Origin of the sequence: Micromonospora sp. NPDC049282 (assembly GCF_043197045.1) — a bacterium.
GTDB lineage: Bacteria > Actinomycetota > Actinomycetes > Mycobacteriales > Micromonosporaceae > Micromonospora.
Window position 1 is genome coordinate 228,794 of sequence record NZ_JBICSL010000004.1, and the last position, 17,381, is coordinate 246,174.

Annotated in this window: 18 protein-coding genes; 10 read left to right on the plus strand and 8 right to left on the minus strand. The window is 75.4% G+C overall.

Annotation, left to right across the window (positions count from 1 at the left end):
• The first annotated feature begins 2 nt into the window (after positions 1-2).
• Positions 3-824 (plus strand): MOSC domain-containing protein, encoded by an 822-nt coding sequence (locus tag ACGFI2_RS10315; RefSeq protein WP_393513742.1) that lies wholly within the window; start codon positions 3-5, stop codon positions 822-824.
• A gap of 54 nt (positions 825-878) precedes the next feature.
• On the opposite strand, the gene ACGFI2_RS10320 is transcribed toward ACGFI2_RS10315, so the two are convergent.
• Positions 879-1,451 carry a GNAT family N-acetyltransferase gene (locus tag ACGFI2_RS10320; protein ID WP_393513744.1) on the minus strand — a complete coding sequence of 191 codons (573 nt, stop codon included), beginning with the start codon at positions 1,449-1,451 and terminating at the stop codon, positions 879-881.
• 33 nt (positions 1,452-1,484) lie between these two features.
• Here ACGFI2_RS10320 and ACGFI2_RS10325 point away from each other — a divergent pair, with 33 nt between their 5' ends.
• Entirely contained in the window at positions 1,485-2,705 is a 1,221-nt protein-coding gene (locus tag ACGFI2_RS10325; RefSeq protein WP_393513747.1) for a MalY/PatB family protein, read from the plus strand.
• 80 nt (positions 2,706-2,785) lie between these two features.
• On the opposite strand, the gene ACGFI2_RS10330 is transcribed toward ACGFI2_RS10325, so the two are convergent.
• Positions 2,786-3,361, minus strand: coding sequence for a DinB family protein (locus ACGFI2_RS10330; protein ID WP_393513750.1), 576 nt, complete (start codon positions 3,359-3,361; stop codon positions 2,786-2,788).
• Between the two features lie 96 nt (positions 3,362-3,457).
• On the opposite strand from ACGFI2_RS10330, the gene ACGFI2_RS10335 reads away from it, so the two are divergent.
• Positions 3,458-4,498 carry a helix-turn-helix transcriptional regulator gene (locus ACGFI2_RS10335; RefSeq protein ID WP_393513753.1) on the plus strand — a complete coding sequence of 347 codons (1,041 nt, stop codon included), beginning with the start codon at positions 3,458-3,460 and terminating at the stop codon, positions 4,496-4,498.
• Here the strand turns inward: ACGFI2_RS10335 and ACGFI2_RS10340 are convergent.
• Entirely contained in the window at positions 4,417-4,611 is a 195-nt protein-coding gene (locus ACGFI2_RS10340) for an NIPSNAP family protein (RefSeq protein WP_393513755.1), read from the minus strand. The two genes, ACGFI2_RS10335 and ACGFI2_RS10340, sit on opposite strands and share 82 nt — an antisense overlap.
• Before the next feature lie 20 nt (positions 4,612-4,631).
• Positions 4,632-5,402: a TetR/AcrR family transcriptional regulator gene (locus ACGFI2_RS10345; protein WP_393513758.1), complete on the minus strand. Its 771-nt coding sequence runs from the start codon at positions 5,400-5,402 to the stop codon at positions 4,632-4,634.
• 223 nt (positions 5,403-5,625) lie between these two features.
• Here ACGFI2_RS10345 and helR point away from each other — a divergent pair, with 223 nt between their 5' ends.
• A complete protein-coding gene (helR, locus tag ACGFI2_RS10350; RefSeq protein WP_393513761.1) occupies positions 5,626-7,827 on the plus strand; it encodes an RNA polymerase recycling motor ATPase HelR in 2,202 nt (733 codons plus the stop codon).
• Here the strand turns inward: helR and ACGFI2_RS10355 are convergent.
• The 3 genes from ACGFI2_RS10355 to ACGFI2_RS10365 are packed head-to-tail and all read right to left on the minus strand — an operon-like array spanning position 7,806 to position 10,535.
• Complete coding sequence (locus ACGFI2_RS10355; RefSeq protein ID WP_393513763.1) at positions 7,806-8,621, minus strand: ABC transporter permease; 816 nt, start codon at positions 8,619-8,621, stop codon at positions 7,806-7,808. The two genes, helR and ACGFI2_RS10355, sit on opposite strands and share 22 nt — an antisense overlap.
• Complete coding sequence (locus ACGFI2_RS10360; protein ID WP_393513766.1) at positions 8,618-9,598, minus strand: ATP-binding cassette domain-containing protein; 981 nt, start codon at positions 9,596-9,598, stop codon at positions 8,618-8,620. The genes ACGFI2_RS10355 and ACGFI2_RS10360 overlap by 4 nt, the downstream gene beginning before the upstream one ends.
• A gap of 58 nt (positions 9,599-9,656) precedes the next feature.
• Entirely contained in the window at positions 9,657-10,535 is an 879-nt protein-coding gene (locus ACGFI2_RS10365; RefSeq protein WP_393513769.1) for an alpha/beta fold hydrolase, read from the minus strand.
• 97 nt (positions 10,536-10,632) lie between these two features.
• On the opposite strand from ACGFI2_RS10365, the gene ACGFI2_RS10370 reads away from it, so the two are divergent.
• The 6 genes from ACGFI2_RS10370 to ACGFI2_RS10395 all read left to right on the plus strand — a co-directional run bounded on the left by ACGFI2_RS10370 (position 10,633) and on the right by ACGFI2_RS10395 (position 16,406).
• Positions 10,633-12,582 (plus strand): BTAD domain-containing putative transcriptional regulator, encoded by a 1,950-nt coding sequence (locus ACGFI2_RS10370; RefSeq protein ID WP_393513772.1) that lies wholly within the window; start codon positions 10,633-10,635, stop codon positions 12,580-12,582.
• Positions 12,583-12,751: 169 nt separating this feature from the next.
• Positions 12,752-14,125 (plus strand): pyridoxal phosphate-dependent decarboxylase family protein, encoded by a 1,374-nt coding sequence (locus tag ACGFI2_RS10375; protein WP_393513775.1) that lies wholly within the window; start codon positions 12,752-12,754, stop codon positions 14,123-14,125.
• Positions 14,126-14,191: 66 nt separating this feature from the next.
• Complete coding sequence (locus tag ACGFI2_RS10380) at positions 14,192-14,593, plus strand: YbaB/EbfC family nucleoid-associated protein (protein WP_393513778.1); 402 nt, start codon at positions 14,192-14,194, stop codon at positions 14,591-14,593.
• Positions 14,580-14,900 (plus strand): type VII secretion target, encoded by a 321-nt coding sequence (locus ACGFI2_RS10385; protein WP_393513781.1) that lies wholly within the window; start codon positions 14,580-14,582, stop codon positions 14,898-14,900. Before ACGFI2_RS10380 ends, ACGFI2_RS10385 begins: the two co-directional genes overlap by 14 nt.
• Positions 14,897-16,171 carry a WXG100 family type VII secretion target gene (locus ACGFI2_RS10390; protein ID WP_393513784.1) on the plus strand — a complete coding sequence of 425 codons (1,275 nt, stop codon included), beginning with the start codon at positions 14,897-14,899 and terminating at the stop codon, positions 16,169-16,171. The genes ACGFI2_RS10385 and ACGFI2_RS10390 overlap by 4 nt, the downstream gene beginning before the upstream one ends.
• Positions 16,172-16,175: 4 nt before the next feature.
• Positions 16,176-16,406 carry a hypothetical protein gene (locus tag ACGFI2_RS10395; protein WP_393513787.1) on the plus strand — a complete coding sequence of 77 codons (231 nt, stop codon included), beginning with the start codon at positions 16,176-16,178 and terminating at the stop codon, positions 16,404-16,406.
• 154 nt (positions 16,407-16,560) lie between these two features.
• Here the strand turns inward: ACGFI2_RS10395 and ACGFI2_RS10400 are convergent, their stop codons facing one another.
• Positions 16,561-17,352, minus strand: coding sequence for a class I SAM-dependent methyltransferase (locus ACGFI2_RS10400; protein WP_393513790.1), 792 nt, complete (start codon positions 17,350-17,352; stop codon positions 16,561-16,563).
• Between the last annotated feature and the right edge of the window lie 29 nt (positions 17,353-17,381).

The following is a 17,381-nucleotide window of genomic DNA, read 5'->3' on the forward strand; positions in this document are numbered from 1 at the left end:
CCGTGCGGCTCGTCTCGACGCACGTCCACCCGGTGAAGTCCCTCTCCGGGGTGGACGTCGACCGGGTCACGGTCGAGCCGTGGGGGGTGCGCCACGACCGGCGCTGGCTGCTCCTGCGACCCGACGGCGACGTGCTGACCGCCCGCGACGAGCCCCGGATGCTCGGCCTGACCGCGGCGCCCGGCCCCGGGTCGATCACCCTCCGCGACTCCGCCGGCGCGTCGTTGACGGTCGCCGAGCCGGTGGACGGGCCGCCGGCGACCACCACCCTGTCCCGGCTGGACACCCTGCGGCTGGCCGCCGTCGAGGCGCACGACTGGCTCTCCGACCGGCTGGGCCAGCGGGTGCGGCTGGGCTGGCTGGACGACCCGCGACGCCGGCCGGTCTCGGCCGCGCACGGCGGGCGACCCGGCGACCCGCTGAACCTCTCCGACGCCGGCCCGCTGCTGGTCGCCACGCTGCCGTCGCTGCGCCGACTGCGCGACTGGATCGTCGAGGGCGCGCTGGAGCGGGGCGAGCCGGCGCCGGACCCGCTGCCGATGGCGCGGTTCCGCCCCACCGTGGTGCTCGACGGGCCGGTCGAGCCGTTCGCCGAGGACGGCTGGGGCCGGGTGCGGATCGGCGCGGTCGGCTTCCGGGTCGCCGAACGTTGCGACCGCTGCGCCCTCACGCTGATCGACCCGGTGACGCTCACCCGCGGCAAGGAGCCGATCCGCACGTTGGCGCGACACCGGCGGCAGGACGGGAAGACGTGGTTCGGCGTCCGGCTGATCCCGGTGACCACCGGCGAGATCCGGGTCGGCGACCCGGTCGTCGCCGGCTGACGGCGGCCGGCTCGCACACGTCGCGCGCCGCCGGACGCGTCGGACCGCGCCCGCTCACCCCGGCGCCGCGTCGCGGCGGGACCGCCACTCCTCGGCCAGGACGGCGAAGACGAGTTGGTCGGCCCACTCGCCGCGGAACCGGTAGCTGCGTACGTGCCGGGCCTCCCGCCGCATGCCGAGCCGGGTCGCCAGCCGCGCGGACGCCTCGTTGCCGGCGTGGCACCGGACCGTCACCCGGTGCAGCCCGAACTCCCCGAACCCCCAGTCCAGCACCGCCGTGGCCGCCTCGGTGGCCAGGCCACGGCCGCCGTGCTCGCTGTGGAACACGTAACCGAGTTCGGCGGTGCGGTCGGCCCGGCTGCGCCAGACCAGCTCGACCGCGCCGATCACCCGGGCCCCGGCCACCACGGCCAGCGTCAGGCAGTCGCCCTCCGCGCGCAGCGAGGTCTCGCCGGCCATCGCGGCCACCGACGCCCGGGACTGTTCCCGGGTACGCGGCTCGGCGCCGAGCATCCAGCGGACCACGTCGGGGCGGCGTTGCCAGGCGTGCACGTCGTCGAGGTCGTCGGGGGTGACCGGCCGCAGGAGCAGCCGGGGCGTGCGCAGCGGGTAGCTCGGGTGGGCCACCGGGCGATCCTAGGTCCACCTAGGGTGGACCCCATGAGCGTTTCCGCCGACGATCGCAATCCGCTCACCCGGCTCACGCTCGACCAGCTCCGCCGGCGCACCAGCGTCAAGTGGCGGCTGCACCCGCCGGACGTGCTGCCGCTGTGGGTGGCCGAGCAGGACGTGCCGCTGGCGCCGCCGGTGGCTGACGCGCTGCGCCGCGCGGTCGACCTGGGCGACACCGGCTACGCGTTCGGGACGGCGTACGCGGAGGCGCTCGGCGGGTTCGCCGCGGGGCGCTGGGGCTGGGCCGACTTCCCGGTCGGGCGCAGCACGCTGGTGCCCGACGTGATGTTGGGCGTGGTCGAGGTGCTGCGGCTGGTCACCGGCCCGGGGGACGCGGTGGTGGTCTGTCCTCCCGTCTACCCGCCGTTCTACGCGTTCGTCACGCACGCCGACCGGCGGGTGGTCGAAGCCCCGCTCGGGCCGGACCTGCGGCTGGACCTCGCCGCGCTGGACGAGGCGTTCCGCCGGGCGCGCACGGTCGGCGACCGGCCCGCGTTCCTGCTCTGCAACCCGCACAACCCGACCGGAGTGGTGCACCGCGCGGACGAGCTGGCGGCCGTCGCCGAGTTGGCCGCGCGGCACGGCGTACGGGTGGTCGCCGACGAGATCCACGCCCCGCTGGCGCTGGCCGGCGCGCGGTTCACCCCGTATCTGACGGTTCCCGGCGCCGAGGACGCGTTCGCCCTGCTGTCGGCGTCGAAGGCGTGGAACCTCGCCGGTCTGAAGGCGGCGCTGGCGGTCGCCGGGCCGGCGGCCGCCGCCGACCTGGCCCGGATGCCGGAGGAGGTCAGCCACGGCCCCAGCCACCTCGGGGTGCTCGCGCACACCGCCGCGTTCCGCGACGGGGGGCCCTGGCTGGACCTGCTGCTCGACGGCCTCGACGACAACCGCGCGTTGCTCGCGACGCTGCTCGCCGAGCACCTGCCCGAGGTCTCCTGGCGCCGGCCCGAGGGGACGTACCTCGCCTGGCTGGACTGCACCCGCCTCGGCGTGCCCACCGAGTCGGCCGGTGACGGGCCGGGGGTGGCCAGCGACCTGGCCGGCCCGGCGCGGATGTTCCTCGACGACGCCCGGGTGGCGCTCAGCTCCGGGCACGTCTTCGGCGCGGGCGGCGCCGGGTTCGTGCGCCTCAACTTCGCCACCTCGCCCGCCGTGCTGACCGAGGCGGTGACCCGGATGGGCCGGGCGACACGCTCGCGCGCAACCTGAGGAGACGCCGACACCCACCGACGGCACGGACGTCGCGGTGGGCGTCGGGTGGTCCGTCCCGTGCGCCGGCGCCGGCCGGGTCAGGTGGTGGTCCGCCGGTCGAGCGTCTCGCGCAGGATCTCCGCGTGGCCGGTGTGCTGGCGGGTCTCGGCGATGACGTGCATCAGCACCGCGCGGACGCTCAGCACCGTGCCGGGTTCGTTCCAGGGCGCCTCCGGCACCGGCTGCGCCGCCGACAGGTCGTCGACGGCGGCCACGATCTCCTCGGTACGGGCGGCCACCCGGGCGTACCGGTCGAGGATGGCGGGCAGCGTGTCCTCGGGCAGCATCTGGAAGGTCCGCTCCCGGTCGATCAACCACGGTGGCAGCTCGCGCGCCGTGCCGGCCATGATGTCGGCCCAGGTGACCCCGTCGGGCAGCGTGAACGTCATCACCGCCGGGCCCTCGACCACGAACCGCAGCCAGGACTCCTCGCCGGACGCCACGTGCTTGAGCACGCCGCCCAGGCAGAGCGCGCTGGCGGTGGGCCGCTCGCCGGCCTGGGCGTCGGTGAGGTCGCGCACCGTGGCGGTCAGCGCGGCCCGGGCGCCGGCGAGCGCCGCGAGCAGGTCGGCGCGCTCGTCGCGGGTGAGGGTGGCGGCGGTGGGGACGGTCATGGTCATCGGTTCCTTCCGGTCCATTTTCGGGTACGGGCACACGCTCGCAGCCGTAGCGGTCAGGTTGTGTCCGCTTCTGCCGGCAGAATGCGTGCCATGCCGACCACCTCCGCGCGACTGCTCTCCCTGCTGTCCCTGTTGCAGGCCCGCCGCGACTGGCCGGGCGCGGTGCTGGCCGACCGGCTCGGGGTCAGCCCGCGCACCGTGCGCCGCGACGTCGACCGGCTGCGCGAGCTGGGCTACCCGATCGCGAGCGCCAAGGGCCCGGACGGGGGCTACCGGTTGGGCGCCGGCTCGGCGCTGCCGCCGCTGCTCTTCGACGACGAGCAGGCCGTCGCGCTCACGGTGGCGTTGCAGACCGCCGCCACCACCGTCACCGGCATCGAGGAGGCCGCCGCGCGGGCGCTGACCACGGTGCGGCAGGTGATGCCGGCACGGCTGCGCCACCGCGTCGACGCCCTGCGGGTCGTCGCCGTGCAACGGGCCGGCGCCGCCACGAAACCCCGCGTCGAGCCCGCCCTGCTGATGACGCTCAGCGCCGCCGTGCACGCCCGCGAGGAACTGCGCTTCGACTATCCGTCGGCGCCGACCGCCGCCCCGGCCGACGGGATGCCGCCGCCACGGCGGGTGCAGCCGCACCACCTGGTCACCTGGGGCGGGCGCTGGTACCTGGTGGCGTGGGACCTGGACCGCGCCGACTGGCGCACGTTCCGCGTCGACCGGATCACCCCGCGTACGCCCACCGGCCCTCGGTTCACCCCCCGCGAGCTGCCCGGCGGGGACGTGGCCGCGTTCGTCGCCGGCCGGTTCACCGGCGCGACCGGCCCCGGCGACTGGCCGTGCCGGGGCGAGGTGATCCTCGACCTGCCCGCCCGGACGGTCTCCACGTGGACCCGCGACGGCGTCGTCGAGGAACTCGGCCCGGATCGCTGCCGGCTGGTGCTGGGCGCCTGGTCCTGGCCGGGCCTGGCCGCCGTACTCGGCCGCTACGACGCCGACATCGAGGTGGTCGGCCCGCCCGAGCTGCGTGCCGCCTTCGCCCACCTGGCCCGCCGCTACACCGCCGCCGCCCACCCCCCACCCCCTGTGAACAGCGCCTCGGCCCGGTCGCTGGCGCCCTCGGCCGGCAGGAAGTAGCCGTGGTGCACGCCGCCGCGCCGCCGCACCAGCCGCATCCAGGCGCGGGCGAAACGTTCGAACGCCTCGATCTGCCCGGGATCGATGGTGTAGTGCACCACGCAGGTGATCATGCGATCACCATAGCGGCGCGTCAGCCGCCCGCCGCGCGCTCGGCGACCACCACCGAGATGCCGTCGAGCACCCGCTGGAGGCCGAACTCGAACGCGTGGTCCGGTCCGTACGCCGCGCCGTGCGCCATGCCGGCGGCGGTGCCGACCCGGGCGGCCAACGGGTAGCTGCCGGTGGTCATGAACTTCTCCAGCCAGGGGGCGTGCGTCTGCCACCACTGGTCGTCGGTCATCCCGGTCTCCCGCTCCAGCTCGACCACGTCGAGGGCGGCGCGGGCCGCGCTCTTGGCGTGCCCGAGCACGAGGGTGAGCACGGCGTCCATCTCCACGTCGTCGAGCCCGATGTCGGCCACGGCGTGCAGCTCGTGGTCGTACTTGGCGAGCACGTTGGGGCCGAGCACCGGCCGGGTGGTCTCGGCGCGCAGCAGCCACGGGTGGGCCCGGTAGAGCGCCAGGTTGTCCCGGGCGATGCGTTCCAGCCGCCCGCGCCAGCCGCCCGGCACGTCGGCCGGGCGGGGCAGGTCGCCGAGGACGGCGTCGACCATGACGTCGAGCAGCTCGGCCTTGCCCGGCACGTAGGTGTAGACGGACATGGTGCCGACCCCGAGCGCCTCGCTGACCCGGCGCATGGTGAGCGCGTCGATGCCCTCGGCGTCGGCGATCTCGACGGCCGTCCGCACGATCCGGTCGACGCTCAGGCCGGGCCCGGCGCCACGGCTCGCCGGCTCCCGGGTGCGCCAGAGGATGGCCAGGCTGCGGGCGGGGTCGGCCTTGCGCCTGCGGTCGGTCGACATGGTGCCGTCATCCTACCGGCCGCGGAAATCCACACGCGGTTGACGGGACGAGCGCAAGAAGAATGGCGGGTTCTCCCGCCACTACCAACATATAGCGCACCCCCGGTCTTGCGGCAAGCCCCGGGTGGTGACGCAGAATTGCCGGCCGAAGCCCATTCCTCGCACCGGAAAAGAGCCGCGAAGAGCGGAGGCCCACGCCTGTCCGCAGATCGGAGCCGAGCACGTGAATCCGTCCACCACCAGCGTCTTCGATCTCCCCGAGCGCCTCACGGCGAAAACCGATCCGAACCTGATCGCCGAGGACGAGCGGCACTTCGCGGTCATCGCGGAGAGCCTGCGGCGGTCGATCGCCGAGCTGTCCGACCGGCTCGACGCCGAGCGCCGGGCCGCCGGCGGCAGGGGCCGGCAGGCCGTCGACCGGGACCAGGAGGTACGCCGGTTGAGCGCACGGCTGCGTACCCTGCGCCGTTACGGCCTGGACCTGTGTCTCGGTCGGATGGTCGGCGCGGACGGCGCCGAGCCGGTGTACGTGGGGCGGCTCGGTCTCACCGACGGCGCGGGCGGACGGCTGCTGCTGGACTGGCGCTCCCCCGCCGCCGAGCCGTTCTTCGGCGCCACCCACGCCAACCCGATGGGCCTGACGAGCCGCCGCCGCTACCGCTGGACCGGTGGCCGGATCACCGACTACTGGGACGAGGTGTTCACCGCCGACGGGCTCGTCGGGCACGCCGCCCTCGACGACCAGTCCGCGTTCGTCGCCAGCCTCGGCGGCACCCGGTCGGCCCGGATGCGCGACGTGCTCGGCACCATCCAGGCCGACCAGGACGCCATCATCCGGGCCGGCTCCCGGGGCGTGCTGGTGGTCGACGGCGGGCCGGGCACCGGCAAGACGGTCGTCGCGCTGCACCGCACCGCGTACCTGCTGCACGCCGACCCGCGTCTGGGCGAGCGCCGGGGCGGGGTGCTGTTCGTCGGCCCGCACCAGCCCTACCTGAGCTATGTCTCCGACGTCCTGCCCAGCCTCGGCGAGGAGGAGGTGCAGATCTGCACGCTGCGTGACCTGGTACCCGAGGGGGCGGCGGCGACGGCCGAGACGGACCCGGAGGTGGCCCGGCTGAAGGCGTCCGCCGGGCTGGTCGGCGCGGTCGAGGCGGCGGTGCGGTTCTACGAGGAGCCGCCCGCGGCGGCGATGACGATCGCGGTGGAGGACGCCGACCTGCGGCTGACCGCCGGCGACTGGGCGGAGGCGTTCGCGGCGGCCGGCCCCGGCGCCGCGCACAACGAGGCCCGCGACGACGTCTGGGAGGAGCTGCTCACCATCCTGCTGGAACGCTACGACGGCGATGAGCCGGAGCACGCGGTGCGCCGGTCGCTGGCGGGCAACCGCGAGCTGGTGGGCGCGTTCGGTCGGGCGTGGCCGCTGCTCGACCCGGCCGACGTGGTCGCGGACCTGTGGTCCGTGCCGGCCTATCTGCGCCGGTGCGCCCCGTGGCTGAGCGTCGACGAGATTCGTACGCTGCGACGGGCCGACGCCCGGGCCTGGACGGTGGCCGACCTGCCGCTGCTGGACGCGGCGCGCCGGCGGGTCGGCGACCCGGAGGCGTCCCGGCGGCGCCGCCGCGACGCGGCGGCCCTCGCCGCGCAGCGGGAGCGGATGGACACCGTCGTGGACGCGCTGATCGCGTCGCACGCCTACGACGACGGCGAGGGGCTGATGACCATGCTGTACGGCGAGGACATGCGCACCAGCCTGATCGACGAAAGCGTGCTGGCGGTCGCCGAGGCGGACCTGCTGGCCGGGCCGTTCGCGCACGTGGTGGTGGACGAGGCGCAGGAGCTGACCGACGCCGAGTGGCAGATGCTGCTGCTGCGCTGCCCGTCGCGCAGCTTCACCGTGGTCGGCGACCGGGCGCAGGCCCGGCACGGGTTCACCGAGTCGTGGCGGCAGCGCCTGGAGCGGGTCGGGTTCGACCGGATCGAGCTGGCCTCGCTGACCGTCAACTACCGCACGCCGGCGCAGGTGATGGCGGAGGCCGAGCCGGTCATCCGGGCGGTGCTGCCGGACGCCAACGTGCCGACGTCCATCCGCACCGGGGACCTGCCGGTGCGCCACGGCGCCCGCGCGGAGCTGCACGAGGTGGTGCGGAGCTGGCTCGCCGAGCACGCCGAGGGGGTCGCGTGCGTCATCGGCGAGCCCACGTTCCCGGCGTCGGCCCGGGTCCGGTCGTTGACCCCGGAGCTGGCCAAAGGGCTGGAGTTCGACCTGGTGGTGCTGGTCGAACCGGAGGCGTTCGGCGACGGGATCTCCGGGGCGGTGGACCGCTACGTCGCGATGACCCGGGCCACCCGACAGTTGGTCGTCCTCGCCGGCGGGGGCGGTGGGGCCGCCCCCGCCGGCGGGGTTCAGCCGCCCAGCGCGCGGTAGCGGCGCAGCGACAGCGGCACGAACACGGCGACCAGGGCCAGCGGCCAGAGCACGGCAAGCAGCGGGTGGTGCGCGGCCACCCAGCCCTCGCCGCCCCAGCCCGGGTTGCCGAACAGTTCCCTGGTGGCGCCGACGGTCGCCGACAGCGGGTTCCACTCGGCGACCGCGCCGAGCCAGGCCGGCATGGTCGACGGCGCCACGAACGCGCTGGACAGGAAGCCGAGCGGGAACTCCAGCGTCTGCACGGCGGTCACCGCGCCCGCGCCGTTGGTCACCAGGCCGAGGTAGATGCCCACCCAGGTCAGCGCGAAGCGCAGCAGCAGGATCAGTCCGAGCGCGGCGAGCGTGTCCCCCGGGCCGCCGTGGGCCCGCCAGCCCACGGCCAGGCCGGCGAGCAGCATGACCGCGAGCGTCACCACCGCGAACAGCATGTCGGCCAGCGCCCGGCCGAGCAGCGGGGCGAGCCGGGACACCGGCATCGACCGGAGCCGGTCGGTGACGCCGCGTTCGGCGTCGCCGGAGACCGCCATTGTGGTCTGGCTGATGCCGAAGAGCATGGTCATGGCGAACATGCCGGGCATCAGGAACTCCCGGTAGCTGCCGCCGCCGGGCACCTGGAGCGCACCGCCGAACAGGTAGGCGAACATCAGCACGATCAGGATGTCGAAGGCCAGCGCCCCGGCGAGCGGGCCGGGGTCGCGACGCCAGTGCGCGAGCGCCCGACAGGTGAGGGTGAGGCTGTCGCCGGCCAGGGACGGGCGTCCGGGCGCCGGCGCGGCCGTGGCGGCGCTCACGCGGGCGCCTGCACGGTGTCGTCGGCGCGCTCGGCGGCCGGGCCGGGCCGGCCGGTGAGCCGGAGGAACACCTCGTCGAGGGTGGGGCGGCGCAGCGCCACGTCCGCCACGGTCACCCCGTCGGCGTCGAACGCGCGCAGCACCTCGGTCAGCGCGCCGGCCCGGTCGTCGACCTGGGCGCTGACCGCGCGGCGGTCCCTGTCGACGACCGGGTCGGCGGTGGCCACCCGGCGCAGCCGGTCGGCTGCCGTGGCGAGGTCGCCGGCGTCGCGGACGACCAGGTCGATCCGGTCGCCGCCGAGGCGAGACTTGAGCGCGTCCGGGGTGCCCTCGGCGATGACCCGGCCGGCGTCGAGCACGCAGACGCGGTCGGCGAGCTGGTCGGCCTCGTCCAGGTACTGCGTGGTGAGCAGCACGGTGGTGCCGGCCCGGACCAGGTCCCGGACCGACTCCCACACCTCGTTGCGCCCGCGCGGGTCCAGTGCCGTGGTGGGCTCGTCGAGGAAGAGCACGGACGGCGTGCGGATCATGCCGGCGGCCAGGTCGAGCCGGCGGCGCATCCCGCCCGAGTACGTCCGCACCGGCGCGCCGCCGGCGTCGGCCAGCCCGAACCGCTCCAGCAGCTCGGCGGCGCGCCGCCGGGACTGCGCCCGGCCGAGGTGGAACAGGCGACCGAAGATCACCAGGTTCTCCCGGCCGCTGAGCGCCTCGTCGACGGCCGGACGCTGGCCGACCAGGCCGATGCGGTAGCGCACCCGCTCGGCCTGGCGGGCCACGTCGAGGCCGGCCACCTCGGCCCGGCCGGCGTCGAACCGCAGCAGCGTGGCCAGGATCCGTACCGCCGTGGTCTTGCCGGCTCCGTTGGGGCCGAGCAGCCCGCAGACCGTGCCGGGTGGCACCCGCAGGTCGAATCCGTCCAGCGCGGCCGTGTCCCCGTACCGCTTGCGCAGCCCTTCCGCGATGATCGCGTGTTCCACCGGGTCGCCTCCTCCGTGGTGTCGTCGCTTTACCGTACAACGTACGGTAGAGCACACGCTACCGCTTCAGGAGCGCCCGCAGCGCCGCGCTGATCTCCGCCGGCGCCTCCTCGGCCATGAAGTGCCCGGCGGTGGTGGTGCGGTGCTCCAGGTCCGGCGCCCAGGCCCGCCAGATCGCCTCCGCGTCGTAGCCGAGCGCCGCGCCCCAGTCCTGCTGGACCACGGTCACCGGCATGGCCAGCCGGCGGCCCGCGTCCCGGTCCGCCCGGTCGTGCGCCACGTCGATCCCGGCCGACGCCCGGTAGTCGGCGACGATCGAGTCGACCGCCTCCCGGGAGGCCCGCAGGTACTCGGCGCGCACGTCCGCTCCGATGGCCGCCGGGTCGGTGCCCCACGCGTCGAGGAAGTGACCGAAGAACGCGTCCGCGCTGGCGGAGATCATCCGCTCGGGCAGACCGGGCGGCTGCGCCATCAGGTACAGGTGGAACGCCACCGCCGCCGACGCCCCGTGCAGCACGTCCCACATGTCGAGGGTGGGCAGCACGTCCAGCGACGCCAGGTGGGTGACCACGTCCGGATGGTCCAGGCCGGCGCGCACCGCGACCAGCGCGCCCCGGTCGTGCCCGGCCAGCGCGAACCGCGCGTGGCCGAGCGCCCGGGCCAGCGCCACCACGTCGGCGGCCATGGTCCGCTTCGCGTACGTGTCCTCGCCGTGCGCGGGCGGCTTGTCGCTGGCGCCGTACCCGCGCAGGTCCGGGCAGATCACGGTGTGGTCGGCGGCCAGGTCGGCGGCGACGTGCCGCCACATCAGGTGGGTCTGCGGGAAGCCGTGCAGCAGCATGATCGGGCGGCCGGAGCCGCCCAGCGCCACGTTCAGCGCCACGCCGTCGGCGACGGTGACCCGCTGGTAGTCGAATCCGGTGATGCCAATGGTCATCTCGGTGCCTCTCTGCCTCGTCGTACCGGCCAAGCGTGGCGGCGCCGGATGAGCAACCGATGAGCGCGATACGGTGGCCCCGGTCAAGGAGGGGTCGGTGCCTGTCAGCTTCGGTGTGCTCGGCCCGGTGACGGCCTGGGACGGCGCCGGCGCAGCGGTCGACCTGAAGGGTCCCCGGCACCGTGCCGTGCTGGCCCGGCTGATCGTGGCCCGGGGCCGGGTGGTGCCGGTCGACCACCTCGTCGACGACCTGTGGGAGGACCCGCCGGCGGGCGCGGTCGGCGCGGTCCGCACGTTCGTGGCGGCGCTGCGCCGCCGCCTGGAACCGCAACGCGCGCCGCGCGAGCCGGCCCGGCTGCTGGTCACCGACGGACCGGGGTACGCGCTGCGCGCCGCCCCGGACGCGGTCGACGCCTGGCGGTTCGCCGACGCCGTCACCACCACCGCCGACGCGCTCCCCCGCTCGACGCTCGACCGTCTCGACGCCGCGCTGGGCTGGTGGCGCGGACCCGGCTACGCCGGCTTCGACCAGCCGTGGGCGCGCGCCGAACGCGCCCGCCTCGACCAGCTGCGGCTGACCGCGGTGGAACGGCGCGCCGAGGCGCTGCTCGCGCTCGGGCGGGCCGCCGACGCCGTACCCGACCTGGACGCCCACGTGGCGGACCATCCGTGGCGGGAGGACGGCTGGCGGCTGCTGGCGCTGGCCCTCTACCGCGCCGGGCGGCAGGCCGACGCGCTGGCCGTGCTGCGCCGGGCCCGCGAGCGGCTGCGCGACCAGCTCGGCCTGGACCCCGGCCCGCGGCTGCGCCGGTTGGAAACCGACCTGAGATGCCAGGCCGACCCGGAGCCGGCCGGGCCTGCGCGGGTGTGGGCGGAGGCCGCCGCCGCGTACGAACGCAGCGTGGTGCCCGGGGCGCGGGCCCGGCTGGAGTCCACCGTCGGGCTGTTGCGCAGCCTCGCGGTGACCGGACCGGACGGCCTGGAGGCGGCCCGCGACCAGCGGGTCGCCGCCATCGACGCGGCCGAGCAGCTCGGCGACCCGGACCTCACCGCCCGGGTGATCGGCGGGTACGACGTGCCCGCGATCTGGGCCCGGTCGGACGACCCGGAGCAGGCGACCCGAGTGGTGGCGGCGGCGGAGCGGGCGCTGGCCCGGCTGGGCCCGGACGCGCCGGAGGCGACCCGGGCCCGGCTGCTCGCCACCGTCGCGGTCGAGTCCCGCGGACTGCCGTCGGCACGCGGACCCGAGGCGGCCCGGCAGGCCGAGGCGATCGCCCGCCGCCTCGCCGACCCGGCGCTGCTGGCCCAGGCGCTCAACGGCGTGTTCATGCAGACGTTCCACCGCGCCGGGCTGGCCGCCGAGCGGGACGCGACCGGCGCGGAGCTGGTCACCCTGGCCGCCCGGCACGGCCTGGCCCCGGTCGAGATCCTCGGCCGCCTGATCCGGATGCAGGCCCGCGGCGCGCTCGCCGACCTCGCCGCCGCCGACGCGCACGCCGACGCCGCGGACCGGCTCGCCACCCGGCACGAGTCCCCGCTCACCGGCGTGTTCACCACCTGGTACCGGGCCATGCGCACCGCGGCGACCGGCGCGCCCTACCCGACGGCGGAGGCCGCCTACCGGGCCGCCGCCACCCGCCTGGCCGGCTGCGGCATGCCCGGCGTCGAGCGGGGCCTGCTCCCGCTGGCGCTGCTCTGCCTGCGGGTGTGGCACGACCTCCCGGCCGACTTCCCCGACGACACCGACTGGGGCCCGTACGCGCCCTGGGCCCGGCCGCTCGTGCTGCTCGCCGCCGACCGCCGCGCCGACGCCGCCGCCGCGCTGCGCCGGACCCCGACGCCGCCGCGCGACCTGCTGCTGGAGGCGTTGTGGACGCTCACCGGCCGGGCCGCGATGGCGCTCGGCGATCGGGCCGCGATGCGGCGGGCCCGGTCCGCGCTCGCCCCGGCGGCGCGCGAGCTGGCCGGCGCCGGCAGCGGCATGCTCACCGCCGGCCCGGTCGCCGCGCACCTCGACCGGCTCGACGCCGCGCTCGGAGCGGCGTGACCGGCGGCCCGACACCGCGGCGCTCCACCTTGCGCGGACGGCACACGACCCAGCACCGACCTGCGTCCCGGCGACCGGCACCGACGCGCGGTTGCCCGACGGCACCCCGCCCGTGGCCCGCAGCGTCCCGGGACGCGCGGATCAGCCGCGGCCGGGCTAGGGTGCGGCGATGGACGAGCTGCGGGAGCTGTTCCGCCAGGCCGCCGACCACGCGGCCGACTACCGGCGGTCGCTGCCGGAACGGCCGGTCGGGGTGCCGGTCGACCAGGCCGCGCTGAACCGGGCGTTCGCCGTCCCGCTGCCGGCCGCGCCCACCCCGCCCGAGCAGGTCGCCGAGCTGGTGGCCGCCGCCGGGCCGGGGTTGGTCGCCACCGCGGGGCCGCGCTACTTCGGCTTCGTGGTCGGTGGCGCCTCGCCGGCTGCCACCGCCGCCGACATGCTCGCCGCCGGCTGGGACCAGATCGCGTTCAACGCGGTCACCTCGCCGGCCGCGGTGGCCGCCGGGGCGGCCGCCGGCACCTGGCTCAAGGAGCTGCTCGGCATCCCGCCGTCGGCGTCGGTCGGGTTCGTCACCGGCGGCCAGGCGGCCAACACGGCCGGGCTCGCCGCGGCCCGGCACCAGGTGCTCGCCGACGCCGGCTGGGACGTGGAACGACGCGGCCTGCTCGGCGCGCCGCCGGTGCGGGTGCTCGCCGGCGCCGAACGGCACGCCACCGTGGACCGGTCGCTGCGCCTGCTCGGCCTCGGCACGGACGCGGTCCGGGAGGTGCCCGCCGGCCCGCAGGGCGCGGTCGACCCGGCCGCGCTGGCGGCGGCGCTGCGCGAGCGCGGCCCCGGCCCGACCATCGTCTGCCTTCAGGCCGGCAACGTGAACACCGGCGCGTCCGACGAGCTGCGTACGGCGTGCGACCTGGTGCACCGGCACGGCGGCTGGGTGCACGTGGACGGCGCGTTCGGGCTGTGGGCCGCCGCCGCCCCGACCACCCGACACCTGGTGGACGGCATCGAGGCGGCCGACTCGTGGGCCTGCGACGGCCACAAGTGGCTGAACCTGCCGTACGACACCGCGTTCGCGTTCTGCGCCCGGCCGGACACGCACGCGGCGGCCATGTCGTACGCGGCCGCGTACCTCGTGGGTTCCGGTGGGGTGCCGGCGGGCGCGGACCTGACCGCGGAGTCCTCGCGCCGCGCCCGTGGCTTCGCGGCCTGGGCCGGCCTGCGGGAGCTGGGCCGCGACGGCGTCGCCGCGCTGGTCGAGCGCTGCTGCGCGCTGGCCCGCCGGTTCGCCGACGGGTTGGCCGCGGCCGGGTTCGAGGTGGTCAACGACGTGGTCCTCAACCAGGTGCTGGTCGGCTTCGGCGACGACGCGGACACCGACCGGGTGGTGGCCGCGGCCCAGGCCGACGGGACGTGCTGGGTGGGCGGCACGACGTGGCGTGGGCGGCGACTGATGCGGATCTCGGTGTCGAACGCGACCACGACGGAGGTGGACGTGGACCGGTCGGTGGCGGCGATCACCCGGCTCGCGTCAGGCGCCACCTGAGGGGCGGTACGCAGCGCGACCGGTTGATATCGTCAGGGTCACCGATGTCCTCAGGGGAGGGTGGCCATGTGGGCGGACGAGGCCGCGCTGGACGCGGCGGCACGCCGGCTCGACGAGTGGGAGTCGGGCCTCGCCGAGCAGGCCACGCGGGCCAAGGCCCTGTCCGCGCGCACGCAGGCGCTGACCGGCGCCGCACGCAGTGACGACGGCCTGGTCGAGGTGACCGTCGACGCGTCCGGCCTGCTGGCCGACCTGCGGCTCGACGAACGCACCCGGCAGCACTCCGCCGCACACACCGCCCGGCAGGTCCTGACCACCACCCGGGCCGCCCGCGCCGACCTGCTGCGCCGGCTCACCGAGGCGACCGCCGAGACGCTCGGCGCGGACGACCCGGCCGCCCGGGCGATCGTCGAGGCCCACCGCCGGCGGCTCGACCCCGACCAGAGCCCGCCGGATGCCGGCCGGTGAGATCATCCGGGTCGACCCGGACGACCTGACCGCCCACGCCGCCCACCTCGACCGCCGCGCCGACAGCATCGACACCGCCCGCCAGGCCGGCCAGCACGTCCGACTAGGCGCCGACGCGTACGGGCAGCTCTGCCAGATCGTGCCGGTGCTGCTCGACGGCCTCCAGCGCACCCTGGTCGACGGCCTCGGCAGCGCGGCCACGTCGATCCGGGACACCGCCGGCAAGGTCCGCACCGGCGCCGAGCGCTACCGCGCCTCCGACACCCACGCCGCGCACCTGCTCGACCAGGTGCGGCACCGGCGGTGACCGCCAACCCCCTGGTCGCCGGCGCGGCGGACACCGGGCCCAGTGCCTGGGCGGGCATCTGGATCTGCGAGGACATCGAACTCATCGCCCAGGGCGTCCGCACCGGCAGCTGGATCGACGGCGGCCTCGGCGTGGTCAGCGCCGGCCTGGACGCGCTCGCCATCGTGTCCGACCCGGTCAGCGCCCTCCTGCAATACGGCATCGCCTGGCTCGTCGAGCACGTCGAACCGCTCAGCGAGGCCCTCGACTGGCTCGCCGGCCACCCCGCCGAGATCACCGCGCACGCACAGACCTGGCGCAACGTCGCCGCGTCGCTGCGCGAGGACGCCGCCGACCTGGCCCACGCGGTCCGCACCGAGGTCGCCGGCTGGACCGGCGCCGCCGGCACCGGATACCGGAACTGGGCCAACGAGCAGCAGCAGGCCGTCACCGGACTGGCGCAGGGCGCCGAGGCGATGGCCGCGATCACCGAGGGCGCCGCCGGCCTGATCGCCGCCGTCCGGCTGCTGGTCCGCGACGCCATCGCCGCCTGCGTCTCCCGCCTGATCGTGTACGCGGCGGAACTGGTCGCCAGCGCCGGGCTGGCCACGCCGGTGGTGGTGGAGCAGGTCACCACGACGGTGGCGTCGTGGGCAGCGCGGATCGCGCGGATGTTGCGGGGGTTGTTGGCGAGCCTGCGGCGGCTGATGCCGGAGGTACGGCGGCTCGGCGACCTGATCGAGAAGCTGAAGCAGGCACTGAGCCGCCTCACCACTTCCTCGCCCGGAACTCCACACAACCCGGTCGACGGGAGCCATGGCGGGCATACGAGCCGCCCACGCAACCTGTCCGACTATGAACGTCAGGAGGGCTGGGCCAGGGACGCCTATGCGGCGATTCGGCAGCAGGACGATGCTGCAACGATCGCAGCCAACCTCACTGACGTTCCCCGACTGGATGGATCTCGAGGCTTCTCACCAGCGGAGGTCGAGCAGATTCGGCGACATATCTTCTTCGAGGAGCATCCGATGGACGACTACGCCGGTGGGATCCTCCGTCAACGGTACGATCCGAGCGCGCCGATGGCCGAAGCTTGGTTGCGTCTGCGCCGAGGTGATCCCCTACCGGAGGACTTCAAGCTGTTGGAGCACGAGCTGGCGGAGTCCAGGTACTACCGGACCCACCCGGACGCGGACTACCGAGAAGCTCACCTCGCCGCGAATCAGGTCTCGAACTGGGAGGATGCGATTCCCGGCCCGACGTTCGAGGACTACTCAAGGTACGGAGAATAGCCACATGGGCATGATGGTGGCCGCACGTCGGGTTGAAGCTCCGGCCCACAAGGTGCGATACGAGTTCGGGTTCGAGGACAGGTTCGATCGCATCCTCGTCATCGATCGACAGACCCTGGAGGCGACTGTCGAGGACGGCGACTTCAATGCCGCCGCCAGCGCCATCACCGCCAAGATCGTCAACTCGTGGCGCAGTGCTGGCGACTTTCCGCAGAGAATGCTCTTCGCGAGCTGACCCGAAGATCGCACAACCGCAGAAACCGAGTGAGTGGAACGCCATGGGTGTCTGCGGCCCTTTTTGACACCCATGACGTTCCACCCGCCACCTCTTGGGGCCTTGGCGGATACCACCTGCTCCGGAGTGGAGGTCCGACCCGGGATGTGCGCGGCTACGCGTCACGGACGCCGTACTGCAGCCAGACCCGGACCCGTTCCGTGACCTCGTCGCTCCCGCCGAGAGCCTCACGAACCTCCGCGGCGAACTCGGCCCGCCGCCGCACGGAGGGCAGCCGGTCCGCCGACATGGCGGAGAAGACGCCCCCGACCATGCCGTCGACGGTGAGCGGGGCGTCGTACGCCACCGATGTCTCCGCGTACCGGTAGCCGGCCCGGACCAGCGCCTCCTGGTTGCGACGCCGGCCCGCCTCGTCGGTCTGGCAGCTCGCCCTGACGGGATGGCCGAACAGCCGTTCCAGGCATCCTCGCAGGGCCGCCGACCATGCGGTTTCCTGCAGCCACAGCGGCGCACCGTTGGTGACCACGGCGATGCCGCCACCGGGACGCAGCGACGGCCGCACGGCCTCGAACAGGGTGTCGCGGTCCATGAAGTGGATGGCGACGGCGACGGTCAACGCGCCGACCGTTCGGGCGCCGAGCAGCCGGGACAGAGCGGGTAGGTCGCGGTCACCGCCGAGGACCCAGGCGGCGTTCGTCGTCCCGGCGTCCACGCCGGCGCGTCGGGCGAGGGCCAGCATGTCCGGCTCCGGATCCACGCCGACGACCGCGCCCACCCGGGCGGCGAGCGGGATGCTCAGCTGGCCGGTACCGCAGCCGAGATCGATCACGGTGTCCTCGGCGTCGAGGTGGAACGCCGCGGCGAGCGCGTCGAGCACCTGGGGCGGATAGCCGCGCCGATGCCGGGCGTAGTAGGTAGCCACCTCACCGCTAAAGCCCCTGGTCATGACGGAAGCCTGCCCGCCGCCGGCGGCAT